We start from the raw sequence: 24,669 nt of genomic DNA, 5'->3' as shown, positions 1-24,669 counted from the left end.
TTATTGTTTATTTTGAAAATTTCGACTCTAAAGCTCTTGCATACAAAAGAGAAAGAGAAATCAAAGCATGGAAAAGCAAATCTAAACTCCAAAAGCTCATTACCGCATCAAATAAGATAGAGCATCCCGATTTTTAATCGGGACGGTCAAAGGTTCGAATCCTTTCGCGCTCACAAAAGACTCACAATTTTTATTGTGAGTCTTTTTGTTTGTCATATCATCCAACGGATGCATTATCTTTTCTGTCAATCCCTAAGAAAAATAGTTGTCATAAAAATCAAATTGTCATAATTTTGTTTTCTCTATTCTAATTCAATGAAAAAGTTTACTCCCTTTATCGCAAGCTGTTTATTTGCTTTGACTTTATCATGCAAGACAGCCACGCCGACATCACAGACTGCGGCTCAGAATACGCCCTATCAAAACCTTGGACGTGACGGAAAAATATATGCAGCATTTTATCAGCAACGGGCCGCAGAATACGAAGCCCTTTGTCTACAGGCATATAATATTGCAAAGCTTCGCCTGGATGAAGCACTGGAAAAAAAATCGGATAAACCTTTAGCTATTGTTTCAGATATTGATGAAACTTTTTTAGATAACTCTTATTACGCCGTAGAGCGTGCTAAACTGGATAAGACTTATGACCAGAAAACCTGGGAGGAATGGACTGCTAAAGGAATAGCCACTCCACTTACCGGCTCACAGGAATTTTATCAGTACGCTGCAAGTAAAGGTGTTCAGGTTTTTTATATCACCAACCGTACGGAACAGGAACGTCCGGGCACCTTGAAAAACTTAAAAAAATACAATTTCCCGCTTCAAAGTGATACCCATCTGATCCTTCGTTCAAAAGAAAGCAGCAAGGAGAACCGACGAAATGATATCGCCAAAAATTATGATATCGTATTATTATTGGGTGATAACCTTTCTGATTTTGCAGCGATATTTGATAAAAAAACCGAAACGGAGCGCTCTGCAGCGGTGAAAAATACGGCGAAGGAATTTGGAAAAAAATTCATCATCCTTCCGAATGTCGGATATGGAGACTGGGAAGCCTCATTTTACAATTACAAATACGATTATACCAATCAAAAGAAAGACTCTATGATGTACAATGCTGTACAAGCCACTCCTTAACTGAGAATAAAAACAATATCATATGCCCTTTGGTATCAGATCAGAGTTTACGAGCATTTTATTTCAGCCACGAATGCACACATTTTTATGAGTGTATACGTGGCTGAAAAATTATACTGCAATCGTTTTTTTCCACCGGGTAATGGTATTCCGGCTAAGGGAAAATACTTTTGCCAGCTGCAGGTTGTTCAGCTTATGTTTTTTCTGGTACATAAGAATTTCTTTAACTGCTTTTTCGTCATAAGCTTTATACTTCTGGTTTCCGGCATGAGTTCCGAAGAGTATTTTATTCAGAGTGATCACATCCAGTATTTCCAGTTTCTTTTTATTTAAGATTTTACGACAGCTCTCCTCTTTGTATGGGAGTTTCTTTTTGATAATATCCGAATAAATTCTTTTGTAGTCCGGCTCTTGTATAGTTTTCATCTTCAGATCGTATATATTAAAAAAATCAGGTTTTTATCAGGAATTTCTTTCCTGAATATTTCAGTTCCCATCTGCATAACGTAGATTTTGGAATCCTGTATTCTCCGACCACCTGATCTCTGGTCATTTCACCATTTTCAATCTGTTCCAAAATAAACTCAATCAGCTCCTGACTGTAGATGTTTTTCCTGAAAACCGGTAAAGGGGACGGACGGACAACCTCTTTAGATTTCGTACGCTTTGAAGGCGGAGCGTAAAGAATAAGATGATGAGAATACAGTCTAAAAAAATCATATTCTAAAATTTTACTCCACCTCAATAAAATATCAACAGAGATCGTATGATTATTATACATTTGCTCTATATCGACCAATGGTAGCTTAAAAAAATTGACAATGCGATCTTCATTGATGCCTGTTTCTGCCACTCGGGCTTTTATTAATTTTCCGATATGGATTTCTTTAAAATTCATAATGTAAAGATTCTAATATTGTATTGACAATGATCAACAGAAGGTTTTGAAATATTTTCCGGATGCCCCAATATCAGCAACAGCTATTTGCAAGGACTTTCCCTTTGAGGAAACTTCTGACCGGCGGTAAATAATTATTTTATTTTTCGTTTCCTTTTTCCCGAAATTTTCTGGGATAAAACCCTGTTTTTCTAAAGATATAAGCAGAAAAAAAAGAAATCGACTCAAAGCCAAGATCAAAAGAAATCTGTTTAATAGATCGGGTTGTCCCCAACATCATTCTTTTAGCTTCAAGAACAACTCTTGCATCAATCACGTCTTTCGCAGTCTGCCCGATTTCAGATTTCACCAAAACATTCAGATAATTAGGTGTTACCGCCAGTTTTTCTGCATAAAAACTTACCGATTTTGAAATAGGAAAACAGTCCTCAATCAAACTGTAAAAATGAGAAACAACAGGATGAATTTTCGTTTTTGCCTGCTCTGATCTCCCCTTCTCTTCCATCATATGATTAATCAGATTAATGATCAACTGTATTCTAAGGCTTATAATTTTCCTGGGAATTTTTTCATCTCCGATTTCCCGGCTAACGATATTAAATTCATTGCTGAGTTTCTCAGACTGATCTACGGAAAGACTGACCACCGGATGATGATTAAGATATTGGGATGAAAACCGGGTATCAAACAAATTCATTTCCACAAATTTTTTAGAAATAATCAGTTTATGTCCCGTAGCAGACTCTGTTTTCCAAGAGTGAATCTGACCCGGAAAAGAAATATGAATCTGATGATCTGATTCTTTATATGTTACAAAATCAATGGAGTGCATTCCCTGGCATTTCTCAAAAAAAATAAATACATAAGAATCGGGTGATCTGAAATTGGAGACCACGCTTTTCCCTGCAAGAGGAATATAAGCGATATTATCAGCAATCCGATCTTCCCATTCGAGGTTTTTTTCCAGGTATACAATACTCACTTCAGAATAATTATGTAAAGGGTTAAAACAATTTGTATGTTATACTTTATTTCTTTCAGGTATCAAGCCTGCTTTCTATAAGCCATCGGCGACAATCCTACATATTTTTTAAAGTATTTTGAAAAATGAACGTAATTCTGAAAGCTATAGTCGTAAGCAATATTAACCAAAAGATCATCCGAAGTCATAATTTCCTGTTTAATCATAGGAATAATAACCATATCGATGACTCCTGATGCCGTTTTCTTCAGATGCTTTTTGCATAATACATTTAAATAATTGGCTGTAATTCCCAGATTTCCGGCATAGAAGCTTACAGTTCTTTCTTCCTTAAAGTGTTTTCTTATTAAAATAATAAACATGAACAGAACAGGATGCTGTTCATAGATCTGTACATCTCTGCACGTTCTGCGGATCGTTCTGCTGATACTTTGCAAAATAATTCTGAGTTTAGCCTGAATAATATAATGCATGACGCATGACCGGTCCATAAGTTCGAACGCGATATCTCCACCTTCTTTTATCAGTAAATTAAACGTTTCATCCGAAGGATATATTATAGGGTACTGCTGACAGACCGTTAGCGGAACATGAATCTCACTTATCATTTCCGCATATCTGACCTTAGGGATCATGAGGAGATGAAAAAGAGCATCCTCCTCAAGTCGCAGCTTTTGCAGCTGGCCGGGAAATACAAGATGAACTTTCTTTTTATGAACACCATATTCTTCATGAGCTATCTGGTGCTTTCCTTTTCCCTTTTCAAATAAAAACACAGACAAGAAATCTTTTTCAGTATGTATTCTGTAACTGTCCCTGTGGGTTCCTCTGAGATATATAATCTTATCCCATTCGTTGTATTCCGCTGATAACTGTTTCATTTTAAAAAAGCATAAAAATTAACCACAAAACATTCCATATATCAGTAACGTATAACTATTCATTACCCATATACTTTCTTATCAAAGTGAAGCCGACTCAGGATCTTTTTGACTGATTCTTCTTCTATTGTACCGCACCAGAAAATCACGGGGAGACATTCCTGTATGATTACTAAAAAAGCCTGAAAAACTGGAAAGATCTTTAAATCCTAGATCAACGGCAATTTCCTTTATGGATTTATTGGAATTGACCAGCAGCATTTTAATTTCAAGAACCACTTCATTATTGATGATTGAGGATGCCGTTTTATCAAAATATTTTTTACAGATAATATTCAGATAATTGGAGCTCAGCAGCATCCGGTCAGCATAAAACTTTACATTTTTTTTAGTTCTGAAATACAGCATGACCAGCTTAAAAAAATCGGCCAGTTTTCTGGTTGCAGGGTTTTCATCATCAATAAAAAACTGCCTGCATGCTTCCTTACTGATCATTAAAGTAATGATTCTCATTCTTGGCAATACAATTTCCCAGATATTTTCATTGCGCTGAAGTTCAGTATAGATTCCCCGAAATTCATATAACAGCTTATAAAATATCTCTGAAGAAAGACTGAAACTGGGGTTCTTTTTATAAAAAGCAAAAGGAAACATCATATAATTTCCAAACATTTCTAAAATGGGTCTGGAAAGAATAAACTGATGTACCTTATGATCACTTTCATATTCACATTGATGAACCTGCCCCGGAAAGACAAGATGCATGTGGAACGCTGCCACCGGAAATTCTTTTTCCTCTATCGTATGCATTCCGACAGCTTTTTCAAATAAAAGAATAATGAAAAAATCATAAGATTTCGCCTGTGCATACCTTTCGGAGTCCCCCACTTCATCATATACAATTTCTTTATATGCATTAAAATCATACTGAAAACTTCCCAGCCTCAAAGACTGACCTGTTGTTTTTTCTTTCATGAAATCACAATAAAAAGATTATACAATAGAAGGATGCTGTCCGGCGGGCACATTTAAGGAGCCGGAAGACTAATGATATCCAATACAGTATCGGCATAACTGTTATCTCCAAAAGTCGCCCTTATCCCGGCGGCATCCTGAGCAAAGACAAGGGGATTCAGAGTAACGGTATAAGTTCCCGGTGCTAATAAGATAGTCCGGCTTCCATTCACCTGATATCCGCTATTCGTATATGCCGCTGAATTGGCATTAGCAATTGAAATACCGGATCTCACCACCAGATAGTTATTTAGGTTTCCCCCAGTAATAAACATATTGGCGGCGAGCAGCTTGGAGTTTCCACCACTAAGTGCTGTTCCGTCAGCAAGTGTCACATTGGTTATAGGAATTGAAAAGGTAAAAGTGACAAGTCCTGAACGGTTTAAAGTAAAAGTTCTGCTGATCAGCGTTGCAGTTCCGTTGGAAGCGCTTGCAGAACTGAGTACCACAGCATTTCCCGTATTGGCACTTCCCGTACTTCCGCCCGCAAAAACTTGGGAGTACCGGTGAAACATTCTTACCCATTCTCCGTTGGCTCCTCTGGCAGCATCAAAGCTGTAATATCCTTTTTCCAGAACATTTATCGTCTTTGCAGTGGTCGTATTAGCCTGAAGAGGTGTGGTCACATAGACAATGACTCCATCCTGAAGAACACTATACAGAGGGTCTTTAGCTTTAAGCTGATCTCCTGTCAACCTGGGAGCTATCAGACCGTCTGTTTTCTGAGAATCATCTGGTGTACCTACAATTTCCATTGTTGCATGGGGAGAAACTGTATTTATCCCAATCTGAGCTTTTACGGAAGCAAAAACAGTGGTAAAAACCAGTACGACTAATAGTTTTGTGTTTAAATTTTGCATAAGATTTAATTTAGGCTACTGAAGTATTTAACTGACATGGTGTCAAATCGGATATGTGGTAAATCCCTCCCTGCAAAATTAAGAACTGCTTTTTTTTTATTTATTACACATTTTATCTATTAATTTATTTAAATTATAACAATACTTGTTGTTTTTATACAAAAACTTATCAATTTTATCCAAGCACAAATCCAGACTGCAGAATTTTATTTTCTGCATAAAAAAGACAGACCGTCTGAAGATTCCGATCTGTCCAAAAAAATAATGCAAGCCGCTGCTAAAACTGTTTTGGAATTTCAATTTGAATTTTTAATAACACTTATATTAGTGTCTGTATTTAAAGTAAAAGTTCCGGTTGCGGTAGAGTCCCTCATCCTGTATTGTATCTGTATGACATCACCTGCATTCAGCCATGCATTCCAGTATAAAGGAATAAAACCACCGCCACCGCCTGCTGAAGTGCCGAACATAGAAGTTACCACCTCTGTTCCATTATGGATAATTCTTCCTCCAAAATACTTATTGGCTCCCGAATTATTGGATCTTCCCATATTAATTCCTCCTGAAAAAGCGTACAATCCCGTTTCCGGAATTGTGAAAATCCCTGAGTTATGTATATTCTGACGATCAAGGGATTCATTGGCAAAATCAACCGTTGTCCAAGCTGTGTACGCCGCAGAAGCATTGGCTGTCACAACAGCGGCAGGCCGTCCTACAAAAAGCGTTGTCGAGACATTATTTTCCTGAATCACTGTTCGCGCATCATCCAGCGTACTGATGTCTTCCCAATTTGAACCGTCCCATACATAATAGGTATCTTTATGGACATCAGCAGGAGCCTGACCTGCGTTTTCAAGATTATACACCACGATTCCTGCATCTTCTGCCGTAACCTGGACCGTAGCCATATCATTAATTCCCGTTAACTGAAGACGTGGAATCAGTATTCCTTTATCAGCACTCACCACATCAAGAACGCTTCCCGTTTCAGGTGTCGTGGTTCCTATACCGACCTGGCTTATTACAAAAACAGGCAGGATTAAAAAAGCGCTATTTAGAAGTATATTTTTCATTTTTCAATATTTATAAATGTTAACCATCCCTGTCTGCAACTGATAATTGTTTTGGGTATAGACGTACTTAAAATCCAGCACATCCCCTTTTGTAAATTCCTGAACAATCATCACCGTGGTATAGGCACGGCTGGTAGAAGTAATATATCTTCCGGCTGCGTTATTGATAGCTCCCCCGTTTCTGTAAATAGCTTGTGACGAAGTACCATCTCCGTTTGAGCTGTTGGAGATATTGGTATTATATTCAATCACATAGGTATCGGTAGCCGGGATGGTATAGGTATTATTTCCGATATTCCAGGCTGTATAGGAATCGATAAGAATTTCAGCGGAGGTAGGATTAAAGGGGGTCCACGTCCATCCTGAACAGGCTCCGGCACCACAGGCGATATTATTTTTAGGGCCAACGGCAGTGCTGAAAATCATTAAAGGAATATCACTGTCATTAATAACATCTTCTATTCCCTGTGCTGTAGTGAGGGAGTAGTACTGACCGGCAGCTCCCCAGTATGAAACTTCATTATCAAGATTTTCTGAAATGGTCTGATTTGTATTGTACATCAAAAGTCCTCTTGCCGGATGAAGAACCGGTGTCTGATCATTTCCTTTAGAAGATATAGATAATACCGGAAGCTTTAAGGCTTTATTTTCCATATCCAGTTTCAGAATAGCAGCTTCAGAAACCTGATCTGATCCGATGACCATTTGCGCAGCAATCCGAGTGATAAACAAAACAAATCCCAGATTTATTATTTTCTTTTTCATAGCTGATATTTTAGTGGGATTGGTAAATTGAAACATTGGTATTGTAAATCTGATAGGCAGCTCCCGTTGATCTGGCTGTAAAAGAAATAACATCGCCTGCAGCCAGTGAGGATGTACAGTCATTGGAAATTCCACCGAATTGAAATTTTCGCTGCATGCCGTAGGCACAAATATTAGCCCCGTTCTTTCTTACAAAAATGATCTGTTCTCCATTAGCGTCTCCCGCGGTATTCCTCATATCAGCAGCAAATGATATTGAATATACTCCGTCTTCCTGAATCGTATATCCGTTATAATCCGGAGAGGTGCCCGTAGCCCCATTCTGAAAATTATAATCCAGCCTGTTGAAAGTCAGCACTACAGTGGTACCGGCATTTTGAGAAGGAGGTGTTCCGGAAATGATATTACTTGCCACAAACATGGGAGCTAAAAAAGGTATTTCTAAAATCTTAGCTTCAGCAGCCTGATGACTATAGAGCTTATTCCACCGGTTTCCGTCAAAAGAATAAACTCCTTTGCCTACTGCAGTGTAGCCACTCCCGTTTTCCGTCTGGTTATACACAAGAAATCCTTTTACAGGACCGGAAACCGTAGTCAGATCTTCAGTAGAAGATAAACTGACCAGAGGGAGTCTTAATCCTTTGTTGCCAGAAACAATATCCAAAACCGAAGAGGGATCAGGCTGTGTAGTCCCGATACCCACCTGTCCACAAACAATACCTGTCAGGAACAGGCAACAACAGACTGGTAATCTTTTTTTCATAGCTCATAATTTTTAAGAATAATTTGAAATGAAATTCTGTTGACATTTTTCTGGAAAATGCGCTGTGAATATGATACATCTTCTTCACAAATGCCTCGTAAACAGAAACTAAATTACTAAGTATTTCTATGGTCAAGTTGCTCTAAATCATTCAATCGTTTGCAGATATTATAACCAAAAAATTAAGATTAAAAATCTCTTGAAACCCATAGATAAAATCTGTAACCTATTGAATAATTTGCTACCATTCACCTGTATAGCATTCTATTACTTTTGTCTCGTTAAAAAACACCAAACAATATATATTCTACTTAATGATTTCAACTTATGGACAGACCATTACCCACTCTTCTCTTTCTGATTATCGGTTCTTTGTTTCCGGTATTCGGACAAACAGCACCCAATCTGGAGTTCGCAACAGTATCCGGTGATGGGAATCCTACCGGAAACGGTCCTGTGACGGCTGCTACAATCAATTTTGTAAAAAACACAGACAACCCTACCGGTACGACATTTGAATTGTATCAGCCTCAGTTGAGTGCTACCTTTACCCTTACCAACCAGACCTATTCCAATGGGGTAAGACTGGGTTGGACGGGCTCTGCAGGTGCTCTTATCTACCCTTTATTAAATTCTGCAGGTGCTCCCGCCAATAATAATTTCACTTCTGCAGGTGCCACCGCCGGAACAGGAATTCAGGTGACCAATAACAGAGGGGTAAACCTTACCATCAATGCTGCGGCATTATCGGGAAATGCTACCAACGGGACCTATCAGATGGCAGATCTCATTATCAGTTTTAACCGTCCTGTCAGCAATCCGGTACTTCAGATCGGCGGAATGGGTGGATTTCAGGGAGCATTGGGATTTACAGGAGGATTTGATTATATATCTTCAAATGTTCCGGTTTCCTTTTCAAGATTATCCGGTAACGGAGCCAATTTTAATGTAACGTCTGCCTCCGTTAAAAATTCGGCAACCAATCCTAATGCAACGGGTACTAATTCTGCTTCAGGGTCTCTACAGATCAATGGTCAGGGAATCACTACCTTAACGTTAAGAATAAGTCTCCGAGGAGATGGTAACGCATCTTCATGGACAGGTGCTGATGGAATCACCATAGGAATTTCCACTCTGGAAAGCCGCCTTACCATAACCAAAGCAGTCAATAATCAGAATCCTAAAAGCGGTACTAATGTCATTTTTACCCTAACCGCTAAAAATAACGGTGCTTCCAACAATACCAATGTCAAGATTACGGATCTGCTGCCAAGTGGTTATACTTTTATCAGCGCTTCAACGGCAACAGGTACTTATAACAGCTCATCCGGAATATGGAATATAGGGAATTTAAATGATGGTGCATCCGCGGTATTGGAAATAACAGCAAAGGTTAATTATTCCGGAAACTATACCAATACAGCTGGTATCAGCGGTGATATCACTGATCCTGATTCTTCGGACAACACCTCTTCTTCCACTCCAAATGTTCAGACGGTCTGCTATGAAGATAAAAATACCGCCTCCGCCGGTATTAATTCTAAGTTTGGAATCACAACCTTACAAAGAGCGGGAGCTTCAACATGGCCAGGAATCAGAAACTCCGCACATCTGGTGCTGGAATCCAACACAAAAGGTTTAGTCATTACCCGTATTCCAAAAGCCTCCCTGGGAAATATTACCCATCCTGTTGAAGGAATGATGGTATATGATCTTACAGACAAATGTCTTACCATGTATGCAGACGGGATCTGGAGTTGTTTTTCAACCCCCAGTTGTCCTTAATCAAAATATTACTGAATTATGAAAAAGCTATTTATCACTTTATCTGTTATAGGGTCATCTATGGCCTTTTCACAGGTTATCATTGGAAATGCAATTGGATCGGCTGCTGATAAGACGTCTGTTCTGCTCGAATTTCCCGAGGGTCAGAACAAGGGGATTATCCTTCCCTATACGCGTAGTCTTCCTTCCGGCCCTGATGAGGGAACCCTGCTTCTGGATGCTTCCTCCGCTGCCCTATCAAGAATAAAATATTACAACGGATCATGGATTGATCTGAGTGGACAGAATGCTGACCTGACCTCAGTCCTTTCTGATCAGCCTACAAACGCTCAGGTGTCTGAAGAATCGAATGCAAAGGTGATTATCGGTTCCAGCACTACCTCGGCCAATGGAGTACTGGTCTTGGAATCTCAGACAAAAGCTTTGCTCCTTCCGACAGCAAACAGTACGGATGAGATTCCCGACCCTTCTCCGGGAATGATGGTTTTTATTACTAAAAGCGGGGCCAAAAGACTGGCGTTTTTCAATGGAAATCAATGGTCTTACTGGATGTCCGACCAATAAAAATAAAAGCCACGCCTGCTTATCCTTTTATACCTTACCTCATTCACAGATAACACAAATACTGAAAATGCGGGGAGAAGATCCGGTATCTTTTCCCCGTTATTTTTTGTCACCTGTAAGAAAATACTGTATAAAAACAGCAACTTATGGAATAATACGGATAGCATAGAAGCTCATTTATTGCTGTATTTTTACATAAAGCCGGGGACATTTTAGTATCCATTCCAACAAAATCCCGGATTCAATCACATTTATTTCATCATCATACCGGAGTACTGTCTGTTCTCCGGTTTTTATTGTATTCTGATAAAATCATGCAGGTATATTTTACGACATTTACGATCGTGTGAAGTAAATGATCAGGCGGCTCCTTTTATTTTCCTTTCACTTTGGGCAACTTCATTCTTTTTATTTCTAAGCTCCCGTTTCATTTTCCGGTATTCCCAGGGAGCCATAGCATGAACATCCTGCCATAAACCCAATTTTCCACGTTGGGCATTTTCCTGCAGTTTACCTAAAGAAGTATCTTTTGAATAAGTAAAATACCACCATCCTAATCCGGCCCTGATCAGCTCTCTGGAAAGGTATTTATTCCGGTCGTAATATACTTTGGCAATGGATCGTCCGTAGCGGTCTGTATCCGTTTCAATAAAGGTAATGGTTTTGCCAAATACCTGATCGGAAGTAAACTGTTTGGCATTTTTTCCAAACGGTTGTCCTTTCTCGGGGCAATCTACCTCAGCAAGTCTCAGTTTTTTTTGTTGGTTACCTTCAAGAAGTACGGTAATGGTATCTCCGTCAGAAATTTTAATAACCCTTCCACTGGTTTGGGAAAACATCAACAGCGGGGAAAGCAAACACGCCAATATCAATCGTTTCATGGGGTAAAGATAGGCGTTATGGAATAAAATCCTTTATATCCCTCAAAAATAAAGGCGGAATATGCTATCTCTTTTATTATTTTATTTTCAACCTTATTTCCGGTCACAGCCGCCGGATTATTTCTTCATACTAACAACCTTAAAAAACAGGAATTAATAAGGCGTTACATTCATCTCATTTATAGCAGAGACCCTGATTTCAATATTTAAAATTATCCCTGAAACAAAGGATTTAAAAAGTAGAGTTCAATAATTAAAAAAAATCTTTTCAATTCCTTATCTACTATAAGTGGGTGGTTATTAATCGGGTAAAGTTATCCAAGTAGTTTTCACAAAAAATTAATTAAAAATTATCCTACATTTTGTTTTTTTATTTCAAAAAGTATTGTACCTTTGCAACCGCAAAAACGAAGTAAAATTCGTTAATGATGACTCTTTATCGGGGCGTAGCGTAGTCCGGTCATCGCGCCTGGTTTGGGACCAGGAGGTCGCAGGTTCGAATCCTGCCGCCCCGACTTTTAAAATTCAAGGGTGCGTAGCTCAGCTGGATAGAGCATCTGCCTTCTAAGCAGACGGTCAAAGGTTCGAATCCTTTCGCGCTCACTAAGAAAGTCTCACAATTTTTGTGAGTTTTTTTATTTCAAAAAAAGCTTTGTAACTTTGCTTTTGCAAAATAAAGCTATACATGATGACCTTCATCGGGGCGTAGCGTAGTCCGGTCATCGCGCCTGGTTTGGGACCAGGAGGTCGCAGGTTCGAATCCTGCCGCCCCGACTTTTTCAACATTTTAAGGGTGCGTAGCTCAGCTGGATAGAGCATCTGCCTTCTAAGCAGACGGTCAAAGGTTCGAATCCTTTCGCGCTCACTAAAGAACTCACAGACTACTGTGGGTTCTTTTTTTGATTTCAAAGTCCTGAATATAACCATGAGCTATTGCCCGAAACAAAATTATTGCTCATATTTGAATAATCTGCGAACCAGCTCCGTAAAAACATCTATGCAACGAAACATACAACTAAAGACAGTGCTACCCTATTCTCCGGAAATGGTATGGACTGCCCTTACTGATTCTAAAATACTCGGTTCCTGGTTTATGGAAAACAATATGGTACCGGAAAAAGGTCATTATTTTACTTTTCATATGAAACCCCAAAAAGGATGGGACGGGATTACCCATTGTGAAATCATTGCTATAGAACCGGAAAGATACATTTCCTATACTTACCGTGGTGAAGCCACAGGAGAAAAAGCACTCGCCTGCGCCGGTATACATTCTGAAACAGCAGATAAGATAACCAACGGCATTTTTACCAAACTGGATACCATTCTGAGTTTTAGATTACAACCGACATGCGGCGGAACTCTTTTACTCATGGAACAATCGGGATATAAAGGATTCAAACTTGTTATAATCAGCTTTATTATGCAAATGGGCTGGAAAAAACAACTGAAAAAGAAACTTCCGGTAGCATTGGAACAACTCTCAAAAAAGAACCCGGTAATTTAAAATTATTAGTTATCAAAATTTAACATATTGACAAAATTTGTTTTTTTGTCAAAAATTATTTATTTTTGTCATCAAATTTCAACTCATGTCATCCAATCCGGAACAGGACCAACTTTCACAGCAAATCTTAGAGACCGCTTCGGGGCTGTATCTGAAATATGGTTTAAAGAAAGTCACCATGGATGATATTTCTAAGGCAGTTGGAAAAAGCAGAACCTCAATTTATTACTATTACAAAAATCGTGAAGAGGTTTTTCAGGCAGTGCTTGATAATTTAATTAAGGAAGTCATTACTGAGATTGACGATCGTATGAATGCCAGAAAATCTTTTGAAGAAAAGATTCATGAGTTCTGTATGGTTAAAGTAAAAACTTCTCAGGAAAGAGCTTCATTTTTCAGAGCTATTGAAGCCGGTATGGATGCTGAAGAAAAATCCAAGCACATTACCGATGCACACAACAGGATGATGGAGGCAGAAAAAAATCTTCTGCTCAAAGTATTTTCAACAAGTATTCACAAAAATGAAATTCCTAAGGTTTCCATTAAAGAACAGGAAACGGTTATTTTTATTTTATTAAGCAGTATCCGAGGGATAAGGCGTGAAATGGTGTTGAAGAACAATTTCGACGATTTAGCCGGTACAGTGAAAACACTGACATCTATGGTGGTACAACATATCAGTTAAAATTTTTTATCCCAATTTTGACATTTTTACATTTTTTGTCAAAAAGTTTATTTTTCAATTATGAACAAATTAAGTAACATCAGCACATTCCAGGCGTTTAAGAGCACCAATTATACGCTGTATTTTTTCGGCCGTTCTGTCTCTCAACTGGGAACATGGATGCAGCGGACAGCGGTGGTATGGGTAATATACAGTATGACTCAGTCTGCTTTTATGCTGGGATTGACAATCTTTGCAGAACAATTCCCTTCCTTTTTGTTCTCTGCGCTCGGAGGGGTTGCCGCAGACCGGTACAACCGGTATAAAATCATACAGATCACCCAGATCCTATCCTTAATCCAGGCCTCTCTGCTTGCTTTTTTAGTAATGACCGGACATCAGAATATATGGAGTTTTTTACTTTTAAGTGTCTTTCTTGGAATCATTAATGCCTATGATGTTCCGGCACGGCAATCCATGATCAATGAAGTAGTGACTAATGATGAAGATTTGCCAAGTGCTCTTTCTTTAACGGCTGCCATGGCCAGTATTGCAAAGTTAGTAGGCCCTGCCCTTTCCGGGATTATTCTTCAAAAGTTCGGAGCAGGCACCTGTTTCCTGATCAATGCCGCCAGTTTTGCTGCGGTGATGCTTTCCATCTCTATGATGAAAATCAAAATAGCTGAAAAGAAGCCAAGTAAAAAAGGGACTTTTACAGAACTGGCAGAAGGATTCCGGTACCTGAAAAAGGAACCCTCCATTAGTCTGGTGATTGTGATGCTGAGCATTACCGGATTTCTGATTTTGCCCTATGACACGCTGATTCCCGTGTATGCAAAAGAAATATTCAGAGGAGATGCTAAAACTTTCGGTTATATTTCAAGTTTCATCGGAATCGGAGCTGTTTTGGGAACAGTGATTTTAGCGTCTTTAAAAAAGGGGGCTTCCATGAGAAATATCCTGATTCTGAGTACCGTCATTTTAAGTATCGGACTGATCTGTTTTTCATACACTACTCATTTCTACTGGTCGATGTTCTTTGCTGCTCTTACAGGATTGGGCGGCGTTGCTCAGTTTACGACCTGTAATATTATTGTGCAGTCTGAAGTCATTCCTGAAATGCGCTCGAGAGCGATAAGCATTCTTCTTACCGCCATCTTCGGAATGCTTCCTTTGGGTAGTGTATTTATAGGGTTTATTTCAGAAAAAATAGGTGCTCCTATGACCTTATTACTGGAAGGAATCTCAGGAATTTTAATTGCAATCGTGTTTAGAAATTTATTATTTAAAAAAAGAAAAACAAATCCTGTTAACGAACAGTTACTGGAAGAATCTGAAGAACAGTTTATCAATAAAATATAAGTAACAATGGAAAAAACAAAAACAGCATTATTGGTGATGGATATGCAGTCATCAATTTTAAGTACATTACCTGATCCTGCACAATTGATTTCCAATACCGGAGAGGCAATAAAAACGGCCCGAAAGCTTCAAATCCCGGTCATCTATGTGACGGTAGGTTTCAGACAGGGTATGCCTGAGATCAGCGCTCATAATAAGATATTTTCAGCGGTAAAACAGCATATGGCAAATGCTGATATGAAAGAATGGGTACGCATTCACCCGGATCTTTCTCCGGAAGAGCAGGATATTGTGATTACTAAAAAAAGAATCAGCGCTTTTACGGGGAGTGATCTTGAAGTGGTACTTCGGGGGCTGGACATCCGTCATCTGGTATTGACAGGTGTGGCTACCAGCGGCGTTGTTTTATCTACAATAAGAGAAGCTTCGGATAAAGATTATCAGCTGACGGTCATTGAAGACTGTTGTAAAGACGGAGATGAAGAGGTACATCATCTGCTGATGAGCAAAGTTTTCCCGAGACAGGCAGATGTGATCAAAATAAGTGACTGGGCTGCATCTTCGAATTAAAATTCATTTCACTGCATAAAAAAGTCGTTTCATCGGGCAATTTTTCCGAATCAGTTGAATTTTCACTTCACACCAGATTCCTTCTCACTAGATTTACAGAGGAAACACAAGGGGAAACCTTTATCAAAGTTAGTTTAATTTTAATGTAAGGAAACATGATTGGAGGTTAATACAAACTTTTTTGTGCACTTTTAAATTCCTTGTAGTCAGTCATGACTCAACCATACACTTAATCATGTTAATAGGATTGGCCCCCTCCAATCCTATTTTTTTGTGTTGATTCAATAAAAAATCCTTTACGGTTTGTATAGGATTTTATTTTCCAGATCAGAGACCGGTTTTAGAATTTCACCTCATCTATTGCGGTATCACTGAGTAATATTTTTGTACAGATGTCGTGGTTTTTTGCAGCTCCCTGTACGCGCCAGATAATGGTGTACTGATCTCCGCTTCTGGTTTGTTTTCCCCGCATTGATTTAAGGTGATGTGCTCTGAAAAGGTTTTCATATTTTTCTGCAATACCCTCCTGATACGGAAGGCTGATCTGGTAAGTATACCGGGTACTGATCCTGTCGATAATATCCTGTACGTACTTAAACATAATGAGCAATATAAACACGGCTATGGAACCAATAATGGCTTCCTGGTAATATCCAGCTCCGATCGTCATTCCCAACGAAGCACAGATCCAGATGGTAACAGCTGTTGTAAGTCCCGAAACCCTGTTTTCTTCCTTAAAAATAACACCCGCCCCTACAAACCCGATTCCGGTAATAATATTGGCAGCAATACGGTCCGGACTTCCGGAGGCACCTAAATTAATGGAAAGCATGGTAAAAATACAGGCTCCCAGTGTGACCAGAATCATGGTACGCAATCCCGCAGATTTCAGCTGATATTCTCTTTCAATACCTATAATTCCACCCACAAAGATGGAAAACAGGATAGGCAGTATGTCATCAATTAATTCCATTGTTCTGATTTTTAGTTTTTGTCAGGTCAACAATTTCCTACCTTAATTGAGGCCCAACTATCATAATTATCGGTAAATATAGCAGTTTTTTCAGCTAAAAAACCACTGCAAATGCAGTGGTTTTATTTCAATTCAAAGTCTGAGACTTTGTCCTATGAAGATTGATTTATCAGTGTTCTAGCTTATTTTTTATCTTCACCATATATTTTCTTAAGTTTTTCAATTTGTTGAGCTTTTTGCAAAGAATCTTCTCTTCTTTCTTTGGCAACAATTTCCGGTGCATAGGGAACTATTTTATCTTTTTTTGCTCGTTCAAATAATAAATAATATGAAAATATTGTATTAATAATTATTAAGATAATAATGCTCCAGATGATGGTACCATTTTTTTATTTTTTTCTTTAGACAGAAGATCAAACTCTTTTTTATATTCTTTCCATATATCAGTCTGGATTTTTCTTCAATTAATACTAAAAAGAGATCCTGTAAGTCCTCGTCAATTTTTTCATCGCTCCCTTCTGTTGTTAATATAAAATTGTCTTCTATCCCATCAGCATAAGTAGACCCATCCAATATTCCTAAAACCTGTCACAATGTATTTATTTCTACAATTTTCAAAAATTTGAGAAATACCTCCTTCTCTTCTTTTGAAAAATTGATACACATAGGAAGTATTTCTTTCCATACAGGATCTTTAGCTTCATTTTTACGAAAATTGTTCGAATATCAATTGATTTCAACTTTCATTTAATTTTTAAAATATGACGTTGAAAATTAACACCATATTTATTATCAACACATTTGAAACATTAGTGATTATTTAGTTAGGATCAGTGTTTTTTGTCTTTATGAAATGCAACATTTGATAAAATCCTTGATAAGGTAATCCTGGTTCTAATTTGCAGATAAAATAATCACTATTTCTAGTTTTTACTTTTAATCGAGTAAATTCTTCTTTATTCATTACTTTATTTTTAAATTCTTCTTCTATAGCTGGTGTAACTTCAATAATATCTGAAATATTAAAAAATGCATCAACTCCTTCATTAGAAAATAAAATTCTTAAATCTGTAAACAAAACCCAATTCTGAATATTTTCAAAATAAACAATTAATGGATTTTCATTATCACCTAATTCAACAAATAAACTTTCATATTGTTTCCTGTTAGTATCGGTAATAATTTTTGTTTTTAAACCTTCTCCTCCTTTTCTCTTAAAGGTTGATATATATATAGATGATTTATTATTCATGTTATTTATTTTAAAGTTTTTTGTAAAACTACTCCATTTCCTAATTGCTCAAAAGTATAACCAAAACGTGCAGCTATATTGGGGTTAAGAAATCCTTTATTTATTACTGAAGAACCATAAATTGAAATTTTATTAGCACCTGTTCCCAAAGCTTCTTTTTCCATGTTTCCAACTAAAGACCTCAATCCAGATAAACTCTTACTTCCAGATGCTTCTAACAAGAAAATATTTCGATTAAAAGTATTTCCGACCAATCCTTTTGTCCCATAAATAGAATATCCTCCTACATTTTCGGCACCTTTCATTAATGCTTGTGAAAATGTTTCTTCAGTAAGGTTAACGACTGCTTTACTTTCCGCACCAGCTAGTCCCGGCTTCTTCAAAGCCACAGCTCCAATAATTCCGGCAGCCATAGCAAGATACCTGTTTTCCGGCTTCCATGTGCTCATTACCTGACCAACAACATCAAATATTCCTATTGGATCTCCGGCACCACCTACATAGTTTACACCATGGTCATTAAGCCTAGCAACAATTTTCATTCTATCCCATTCAAAATCGCTTTTTGCATTCCATCTTTCCATGTAAGAATTTACATGTTGCTGAATCTTGAGTGCCCAGAAAAAACTACTACCTTTTAATTCAATAGATGGAATATTAACATATTCCAGATTAACCCCAACATTTGCCAGTATTGAAGTTGTATATCCATGACTCCAATTAATGGTATTTCCATCATAATCTACAGAGGCACCAGCTGTACTTGAAAATCCTCCTCCTGTATTATACCATGTGACATCACTCTGTGAATTACTTAAAAAACCATTGATCAGATGCATATTTAATCTGCCATCCGGGTCAATTATCATTATAGGGTTATTATCCGCATAAGCAAATGGAGAAGTGGGATAATATTTTTCAGAAAGCTGATCCATTCCCGTCCATCTTCCCAAATCGGGCATATAATGTCTCCATCCGTAATCAAACATTCCGGTTTCCTGAAGTTCTTTCCCGTTATACTTATAATTCTGATAGCTGCCCAGAACGCCTTTGTTTCCACCTATATGATTGAGACCCAAAGGATAGTAACTATTGGTATCGGTAATTTCAAGAGCGCCTGCGCTGTTTTGGGTAAAGCTCACTCTTGCATTTCCTAAGTGGTCTTTATACTGGTAAATATAACGGTTTTCCGTGAAATTGTAAAACCCTTCTGCGGTAGGCACAAAATTGAGCACCCATTCCGGTGTAACAGTCTCTGGTCCACCGATACCTATTCCTATTCCTGCATTTTTATAGGCTTCCTGTTCAAATGCCACACTTGTCCTGCACCAGTCGCAGGCCTGAATAATCTCAGAAATACTGTATTGAAAGCCGTCTAGATAATCTGTAGTATTTCTTGTAGTTGCCTGTCCTCTTCCGCCGGCACTGCTGGTATATATTTTTCGGAGTTTAGTACCGTTTGCACTGTACAGGTATTCCAGCCCAAATGTTTTGGTGGCTCCCAGCGGATCTTTCTGGGTAATGGAATATGAATCCGGTAAATTGAGGAAGTTATAGATGATATTATAAATACCTTTATCCTTCATATTGATCATGTTCCCGTTCAGGTCATAATCAATCTTATTATTTCCGCCTTCATATCCGGTATCATTCAGGGAATTTTCGATAACCTGAGTCAGAAGGTTACCGGTATACCTGTAGTCCAGATCATCCACAAGAGTGGAAGTAGTACCCATAACCGGAAAAGCGTTTCTTTTCAGAGATTTGATATTTCCGTTGGAGTCATAGATAAGAGACTCATTATAGTTGTTGTTATACGGATTGGTGGCGTTGGGTTCCGTATAAACGGCATCTTTCAACCTGTTAAGGCCGTCATAAGAATACGTATATCTTTTCAGGACGTTTTCGGAAGCATCTTTCCAGTCCATTTCCATAATATTTCCGCTGTATTTTCCCGGGGAAATATTGCTGTATACAGGATTCTGGTATTTCAGTTCGTAGCCAAACAGCTTTCCGTTTAGATCAGCCGGATTATTGACTTTAGTAAGGCTTCCCTGGATATTATACTGATATTCTATGGTCTGAAGCGGCGCTGCAATATGGGTTCCGCCTATTTTTTTAGATTCCAGCTGGGAAAGTTCGTTATACTTATTCTGAGCCAGAATCTCAACCGGTTTGCTGTCTATCTGATGCTTATGAACTAACAATCTGTTTTGCCCGTCAAACTCAAAATTCTGAGTGATTAGTCTCTCGGGATCAGTATCTACTCTTTTATGTCTTACAACGGAGGTTTGTGTAAGGCCTGCAAAATCAAGTTTTGATTCTGTTTTGGTATATCCGCCTAAATGATTAATCGAATAATGGCCAATCGCCCTTCCCTGGTCATCATAATAGACATAGTTTTTAGTCCAGTTATCATCTTCAATATTCTTTATCAGACTCAGGACGGGCAGTCCTTTTGTGCTTTTCCCGTCAGTCCCCGGAGTTTCTGTCAGCACTGTTTTTCCCTGAATACTTGCTGGAAAAGGGGGATTGAAAGGATATCCGGGATATGAGTCATAGTAATTTACAGATAATAAGGTGATCCATCTTGATGAATCCGGATAAGACCCATTAAAATTATCATAATAGACATCTATTCCCTGTCTGTTGTAGGATACCTGAGTTGTTCTTCCGACGTTATTCTGTCCTAAAGCATCTGCAAGATTCTGCTCGGAAATGCGTGAATTTCCATATCCTGTACTCATGCCCGTAAGAGCAACTCTTCCCCATACATCATATTTGGTATAAAGCCAGTAATTATTTTTCCTTAATTCCGCATCCTGAGTGGCAACCAGCCTATTCTGTTTGTCATATACCATATATTCCCAGCCTTTCCCGGGAATTTTCTTTTCCACCAATCTGTTCCAGCCGTCATAATAATACTGATAACAGAGGTTATCCAGTGTAGCCTGGTCTACAGCCCCTGATTTTGAAGCCAAAGGAGGAATGACATAGGCCAGTTGCCCAAATTCATTATACACATAATAGGTATCCACATTCTGGTCACCGTCTTTTCTTCTGGCAAGAACCGTCTGTCCTTTTTTATTTTTGAATTCTATACTGACATTTCCATCTTCATCCGTCACTGTGTTTTTTGCCAGTGTACTTATTCCGTAGCTGCCTGAATTGGTGAGGATATACTGAGTTCTTTCCTCAAACCAGCTGGTAGAAACCGTATATTGAGTTACTTCACCATCAGTATTGGCATCGTAGTTTAAATTGACAGGTTTATTAGCCCAGTCATTTCCAACCGGTATCTGCTGTAAGGCTCTGCTTATAGGAGAGTTTTCCAATATGGCTTCAGCATATATTTTTTCTGAACCGTACACATTGCCCGCACTGGTAAGCGGAGCGGTAAAAATAGCTCCGTTTTGGCTGGTATTCTGTGGTATGGGAAGGTAATTTTTCACCTGTCTTCCAAACTGATCATATTCAATAGGGAGAACAATATCTTTACCTTGCGGGGTAGCTTTTATATGAATAGTCTGCACCGGCTTTCCCCAGCCGTCTAAATACTGTACATTTTCTGAAACCTTGGTACAATCTTCATTGAGACAGGTTTTGGTATACACATAATTTTCTGTAGAAGTCAGGTTGGTCTGTCCAAAATAAAGGGCTACAAACAACAAACCTGAAATACTTAAAATCTTTTTCATCATCAGATTATTGTTTATAGTTATATTGATATTGTTGTACCGTTTTAAGGACGGCAGCTCCGTTGGTATCTTTTTCCATTCTTTTTACGGTTTTTAGTCTTCCTGCATTGTCGTATTCATATACTTCTCTTAAGCCGGACGGCTGGGTCGTACTGGTAACTCCTACAAGAGGATCATAGGTATAAGTGGTGATCTGATAATTTGCTAAGGCTGGATTTTTTCTGAAGTTATCCAATGCCGTTATCAACGCCGGTTCACTGGCACTGTTTAGATTATCATTATTGGAAGCATTAATAATATCGGTTGCCTGAGAAACTACCTGGTTATAAGTTGCGCCCTCTACTTTTGCAATCAGCAGGGTCTGATTATACCCATAAATCATTGCGGTAGCAGTTCCTACCGAATTTGAAATCTGAAGCAGATTTCCTTTGTTGTCATAAACATCCATTTTCAGACTTTCTTTAGTGCCTCCGGTTGCTATATTAGTTCCTAATACAGAAGTCGGTAATAAAGATCCGTTATTAAACAGTGTTAATGATTTTGCCAGAAGTTTACCATTCGCTTTTTCTTCAGTAATTACGGGCATTCCTGTCATATAGGCATTTTCAAGATGAGAATAGCCTGAAAGATTAATGGGATAGGTAATCCACTTTTCTTTTAGATCTCCGTCTATAACAGATTTCGTATAAGCAGGTTTAAAATTCAGGGCATTGATTCTGGTTTCCGATTCATTTTCCAGTACCTTTCCTCCGGAATAAAGTAATTTTTCCTTTTGACGGGTTGTCGTAATATAAGAGGGCTTACCTGTGTGACGGGATACATCAATTCCTAAATCATATTCCGTATCTGAATAATAACCGAAATCATAAGCCATTTCTCTCGAAACAATCAGATTGTTCTGCTCATTATAAATCTCTTCTTTAAAAGGCAGTCCCGTTTTTGTTACATTATAATAGGGCCAGAAATAGGTAGGTTCAAGCTGTGTTCCTCCGTTTTGAAACTTGGGATAATCATCCGGATTTTTAAATGTCTTTTTTGTAAACCCTTTCCCACTTTCCCAAACCTTTACATTCTTATAAAGAACATAGGACTGAGTACGATCATCAGCACCGTCTTTTTCATTATTAAACTCATACCCGCTGGAACTGTTGTTCTGGGTGAAAGAATCATAGGCATAATTGATAGTTCTTTCAGGACTCGCAGCAGTAGTATTTTTATAATATTTGATATTACTAATTCTGCGGCCTTCTGCCGGACGTGAATTTCTGAAAGGCCCCGGTAAAAATTTTCTTCCTATGATTGAGAAACTTCCGATGCCTTTCGCCTGATCTATTGAGGTTACTTCAAGCGTATAATTTCCCGGGCTGTTAAAAAACTGGAAAGTATCATGGGCAATATTCGTAAAAGATTTGTTTAGGACCTGCTGAGTTCCTTTCTTAAGCACAAACTTTAAACTCGGATTTTTTGGATTAGGGTTATTGGGGAAAAACGGATCATCAGGGTTAAGGGGTTCAGGAATTGGAAAATCATAATCATCGATGTCAATCCGTATTTCATGGTTTTTAGCAACACTAACATCCCCCGGTATTGTGAAGTTGTAAACTGTTGTAGTTTGTGTATTCATCGGAGAGGTATATATTGTTTCTTTAACCTGGATAACAGGATCAAAACCATAGATATCCTGATAATTCAAATACCCCGGATCATTGTAGTCAAAGAATTTTTCGTTCCCCTCATAATTATACTGGATTTTTCCTCCTGTCGGAATATTTACATTTTCCAAAGGCCCGTCCAGTTCATGGTCTAATTCCCCTATTGTATTTTTATAAGTGAATGAGGTCTGCTCAATTTTGTTATTATTCTTATCATTTTTTATAACAGAATTTAAGATCCTTTTTCTTTTTAAAACAGGATCATAAGGACGGGAAGTAATACCGCTGTTAATCGAATAGCTGTATAATACTTCACCTGCAGGATTTTTAAGGGTGACCTTATTTAAAGTATAAGGATCATTCACGGTTTTTTCCAGATTTTCATCATATGCAAAATCAAATGTAACTTCTCCTTTGGGAGTTTTGATCGATTTTATTTTGGAATTTTGATAGATCAATGTTCCGTTAGATGAGTTTTTGGTTCTTTTGGAATAATCTAATGTAGCAATTTCTGCTCCCAAAGGATTAACAATCTTTGTCAGATAATAAGCCGACTTAAAGACCGGAATCGTTACGGAACTGCATTCAAAATACTGATTAAGATCTTCCTGTAAAAAATAATATTTATAACCATCATCAGTGGTTATGGTAAACTGATCCGCTCTGAATATCAGCCCTGTATTACTTTCGCGTACATATTCTATTTTAACATTATTGGGACTGAGGTTGACCAGGTTTACCGTATTGGTATTAGGCTCCCTTTTAAACATAAACCTTCCCGACAGACCTGGTAAATTATAATAATAAATATCATCCGATGCTACATAAGGGTTGGGAGACTGAGATTGGGAATCATAGCATTCATCCAGAACAGATACTATTTTTTTATAAATAGCACTGGTTCCTAAAAATGACCAGCCAAAACCCACATCGCTGATCCGGTCCGGGTTATCGAAATTTTTAAGGTTATAACTTAGACCAATAGGCAGATTAATGGTATGATCAGACATCGGAACACTCAGAAGAGGAATATCTATATTAGGTATTCCTGTAGACTCATTAACCGGAACATCCGAGTAACTGGATAATGAAGCATTTGATGGTGATGTGATGGAAACTTTTGCCGGCTGACCAATTGTATTTTGTGCATATACATCCTGTACTCCTAAGAAAAGCAAAAATTTCAGGATGGATATGCTTATGTATTTATTCTTCATTGATGTTTATTTCTTGATTAATTTAGCATTTGCCGTCTTGTTGTTATCCGTTTTAATGGTCACCAGATAAGCTCCCTGAATCAAAGGCTGGGTATTAAGTTTGGTTACGGTGTTTTTGGTCTTCAGTTGCTGAACCTGCCTTCCGCTCATATCGTAGACAAGGATTTC

General features: G+C 38.1%; 22 protein-coding genes and 4 tRNA genes. 11 read left to right on the top strand and 15 right to left on the bottom strand.

The window, feature by feature from the left end; all coding sequences use genetic code 11:
- Positions 1–315 precede the first annotated feature (315 nt).
- Positions 316–1,140, top strand: a complete 825-nt coding sequence (locus tag JO178_RS09560; RefSeq protein ID WP_291934740.1) for a 5'-nucleotidase, lipoprotein e(P4) family — start codon at positions 316–318, stop codon at positions 1,138–1,140.
- 111 nt (positions 1,141–1,251) lie between these two features.
- Here JO178_RS09560 and JO178_RS09555 read toward each other — a convergent pair whose 3' ends face one another.
- The 9 genes from JO178_RS09555 to JO178_RS09515 form a co-directional block, all read right to left on the bottom strand.
- A complete protein-coding gene (locus tag JO178_RS09555) occupies positions 1,252–1,566 on the bottom strand; it encodes a helix-turn-helix domain-containing protein (protein WP_291934739.1) in 315 nt (104 codons plus the stop codon).
- 25 nt (positions 1,567–1,591) lie between these two features.
- Positions 1,592–2,038 carry a transposase gene (locus JO178_RS09550; RefSeq protein WP_291934737.1) on the bottom strand — a complete coding sequence of 149 codons (447 nt, stop codon included), beginning with the start codon at positions 2,036–2,038 and terminating at the stop codon, positions 1,592–1,594.
- A gap of 139 nt (positions 2,039–2,177) precedes the next feature.
- Entirely contained in the window at positions 2,178–3,020 is an 843-nt protein-coding gene (locus tag JO178_RS09545) for a helix-turn-helix domain-containing protein (RefSeq protein WP_291934735.1), read from the bottom strand.
- A 62-nt stretch (positions 3,021–3,082) separates the two neighbouring features.
- On the bottom strand, positions 3,083–3,901 hold the full coding sequence (locus JO178_RS09540; RefSeq protein ID WP_291934732.1) for a helix-turn-helix domain-containing protein: 819 nt from the start codon (positions 3,899–3,901) through the stop codon (positions 3,083–3,085).
- 81 nt (positions 3,902–3,982) lie between these two features.
- Positions 3,983–4,876 (bottom strand): helix-turn-helix transcriptional regulator, encoded by an 894-nt coding sequence (locus JO178_RS09535; RefSeq protein ID WP_291934730.1) that lies wholly within the window; start codon positions 4,874–4,876, stop codon positions 3,983–3,985.
- Positions 4,877–4,929: 53 nt separating this feature from the next.
- Positions 4,930–5,775: a hypothetical protein gene (locus JO178_RS09530; protein ID WP_291934729.1), complete on the bottom strand. Its 846-nt coding sequence runs from the start codon at positions 5,773–5,775 to the stop codon at positions 4,930–4,932.
- Between the two features lie 296 nt (positions 5,776–6,071).
- Positions 6,072–6,848, bottom strand: coding sequence for a hypothetical protein (locus tag JO178_RS09525; RefSeq protein WP_291934726.1), 777 nt, complete (start codon positions 6,846–6,848; stop codon positions 6,072–6,074).
- Positions 6,849–6,851: 3 nt separating this feature from the next.
- Positions 6,852–7,613 carry a hypothetical protein gene (locus JO178_RS09520; RefSeq protein WP_291934724.1) on the bottom strand — a complete coding sequence of 254 codons (762 nt, stop codon included), beginning with the start codon at positions 7,611–7,613 and terminating at the stop codon, positions 6,852–6,854.
- Positions 7,614–7,623: 10 nt separating this feature from the next.
- Entirely contained in the window at positions 7,624–8,376 is a 753-nt protein-coding gene (locus tag JO178_RS09515; protein ID WP_291934721.1) for a hypothetical protein, read from the bottom strand.
- A 327-nt stretch (positions 8,377–8,703) separates the two neighbouring features.
- On the opposite strand from JO178_RS09515, the gene JO178_RS09510 reads away from it, so the two are divergent.
- A complete protein-coding gene (locus JO178_RS09510; RefSeq protein ID WP_291934719.1) occupies positions 8,704–10,161 on the top strand; it encodes a DUF11 domain-containing protein in 1,458 nt (485 codons plus the stop codon).
- 18 nt (positions 10,162–10,179) lie between these two features.
- On the top strand, positions 10,180–10,725 hold the full coding sequence (locus tag JO178_RS09505) for a hypothetical protein (protein WP_291934716.1): 546 nt from the start codon (positions 10,180–10,182) through the stop codon (positions 10,723–10,725).
- A 359-nt stretch (positions 10,726–11,084) separates the two neighbouring features.
- On the opposite strand, the gene JO178_RS09500 is transcribed toward JO178_RS09505, so the two are convergent.
- Positions 11,085–11,606 carry a thermonuclease family protein gene (locus JO178_RS09500; protein WP_291934714.1) on the bottom strand — a complete coding sequence of 174 codons (522 nt, stop codon included), beginning with the start codon at positions 11,604–11,606 and terminating at the stop codon, positions 11,085–11,087.
- 440 nt (positions 11,607–12,046) lie between these two features.
- Between JO178_RS09500 and JO178_RS09495 the strand changes: the two genes are divergently transcribed.
- The 8 genes from JO178_RS09495 (at position 12,047) to JO178_RS09460 (ending at position 15,709) form a co-directional block, all read left to right on the top strand.
- Positions 12,047–12,121: transfer RNA gene (locus JO178_RS09495), tRNA-Pro, on the top strand.
- 14 nt (positions 12,122–12,135) lie between these two features.
- Positions 12,136–12,209 (top strand) — tRNA-Arg (locus JO178_RS09490).
- A gap of 96 nt (positions 12,210–12,305) precedes the next feature.
- A tRNA-Pro gene (locus tag JO178_RS09485) sits at positions 12,306–12,380 on the top strand.
- A 17-nt stretch (positions 12,381–12,397) separates the two neighbouring features.
- Positions 12,398–12,471, top strand: a tRNA-Arg gene (locus tag JO178_RS09480).
- Between the two features lie 132 nt (positions 12,472–12,603).
- On the top strand, positions 12,604–13,113 hold the full coding sequence (locus tag JO178_RS09475; protein ID WP_291934711.1) for an SRPBCC domain-containing protein: 510 nt from the start codon (positions 12,604–12,606) through the stop codon (positions 13,111–13,113).
- An 85-nt stretch (positions 13,114–13,198) separates the two neighbouring features.
- Positions 13,199–13,798 (top strand): TetR/AcrR family transcriptional regulator, encoded by a 600-nt coding sequence (locus JO178_RS09470; RefSeq protein ID WP_291934708.1) that lies wholly within the window; start codon positions 13,199–13,201, stop codon positions 13,796–13,798.
- Between the two features lie 60 nt (positions 13,799–13,858).
- Complete coding sequence (locus tag JO178_RS09465) at positions 13,859–15,139, top strand: MFS transporter (protein WP_291934705.1); 1,281 nt, start codon at positions 13,859–13,861, stop codon at positions 15,137–15,139.
- 6 nt (positions 15,140–15,145) lie between these two features.
- Positions 15,146–15,709, top strand: a complete 564-nt coding sequence (locus JO178_RS09460; protein ID WP_291934702.1) for an isochorismatase family cysteine hydrolase — start codon at positions 15,146–15,148, stop codon at positions 15,707–15,709.
- Between the two features lie 340 nt (positions 15,710–16,049).
- Here JO178_RS09460 and JO178_RS09455 read toward each other — a convergent pair whose 3' ends face one another.
- From JO178_RS09455 to JO178_RS09435, 5 genes are all read right to left on the bottom strand, one after another.
- Positions 16,050–16,682: an MgtC/SapB family protein gene (locus JO178_RS09455; protein ID WP_291934701.1), complete on the bottom strand. Its 633-nt coding sequence runs from the start codon at positions 16,680–16,682 to the stop codon at positions 16,050–16,052.
- Positions 16,683–17,502: 820 nt separating this feature from the next.
- Positions 17,503–17,934 (bottom strand): hypothetical protein, encoded by a 432-nt coding sequence (locus tag JO178_RS09450; RefSeq protein WP_291934699.1) that lies wholly within the window; start codon positions 17,932–17,934, stop codon positions 17,503–17,505.
- A gap of 5 nt (positions 17,935–17,939) precedes the next feature.
- Positions 17,940–21,635 (bottom strand): DUF6443 domain-containing protein, encoded by a 3,696-nt coding sequence (locus tag JO178_RS09445; RefSeq protein ID WP_291934696.1) that lies wholly within the window; start codon positions 21,633–21,635, stop codon positions 17,940–17,942.
- A gap of 4 nt (positions 21,636–21,639) precedes the next feature.
- Positions 21,640–24,501, bottom strand: coding sequence for a hypothetical protein (locus JO178_RS09440; RefSeq protein ID WP_291934692.1), 2,862 nt, complete (start codon positions 24,499–24,501; stop codon positions 21,640–21,642).
- A 6-nt stretch (positions 24,502–24,507) separates the two neighbouring features.
- Positions 24,508–24,666, bottom strand: a complete 159-nt coding sequence (locus JO178_RS09435; RefSeq protein WP_291934743.1) for a T9SS type A sorting domain-containing protein — start codon at positions 24,664–24,666, stop codon at positions 24,508–24,510.
- Positions 24,667–24,669: the final 3 nt, after the last annotated feature.

Source organism: Chryseobacterium sp. (assembly GCF_019236175.1).
Taxonomy (GTDB): domain Bacteria; phylum Bacteroidota; class Bacteroidia; order Flavobacteriales; family Weeksellaceae; genus Chryseobacterium.
This window is presented reverse-complemented; position numbering and strand designations above follow the sequence as displayed.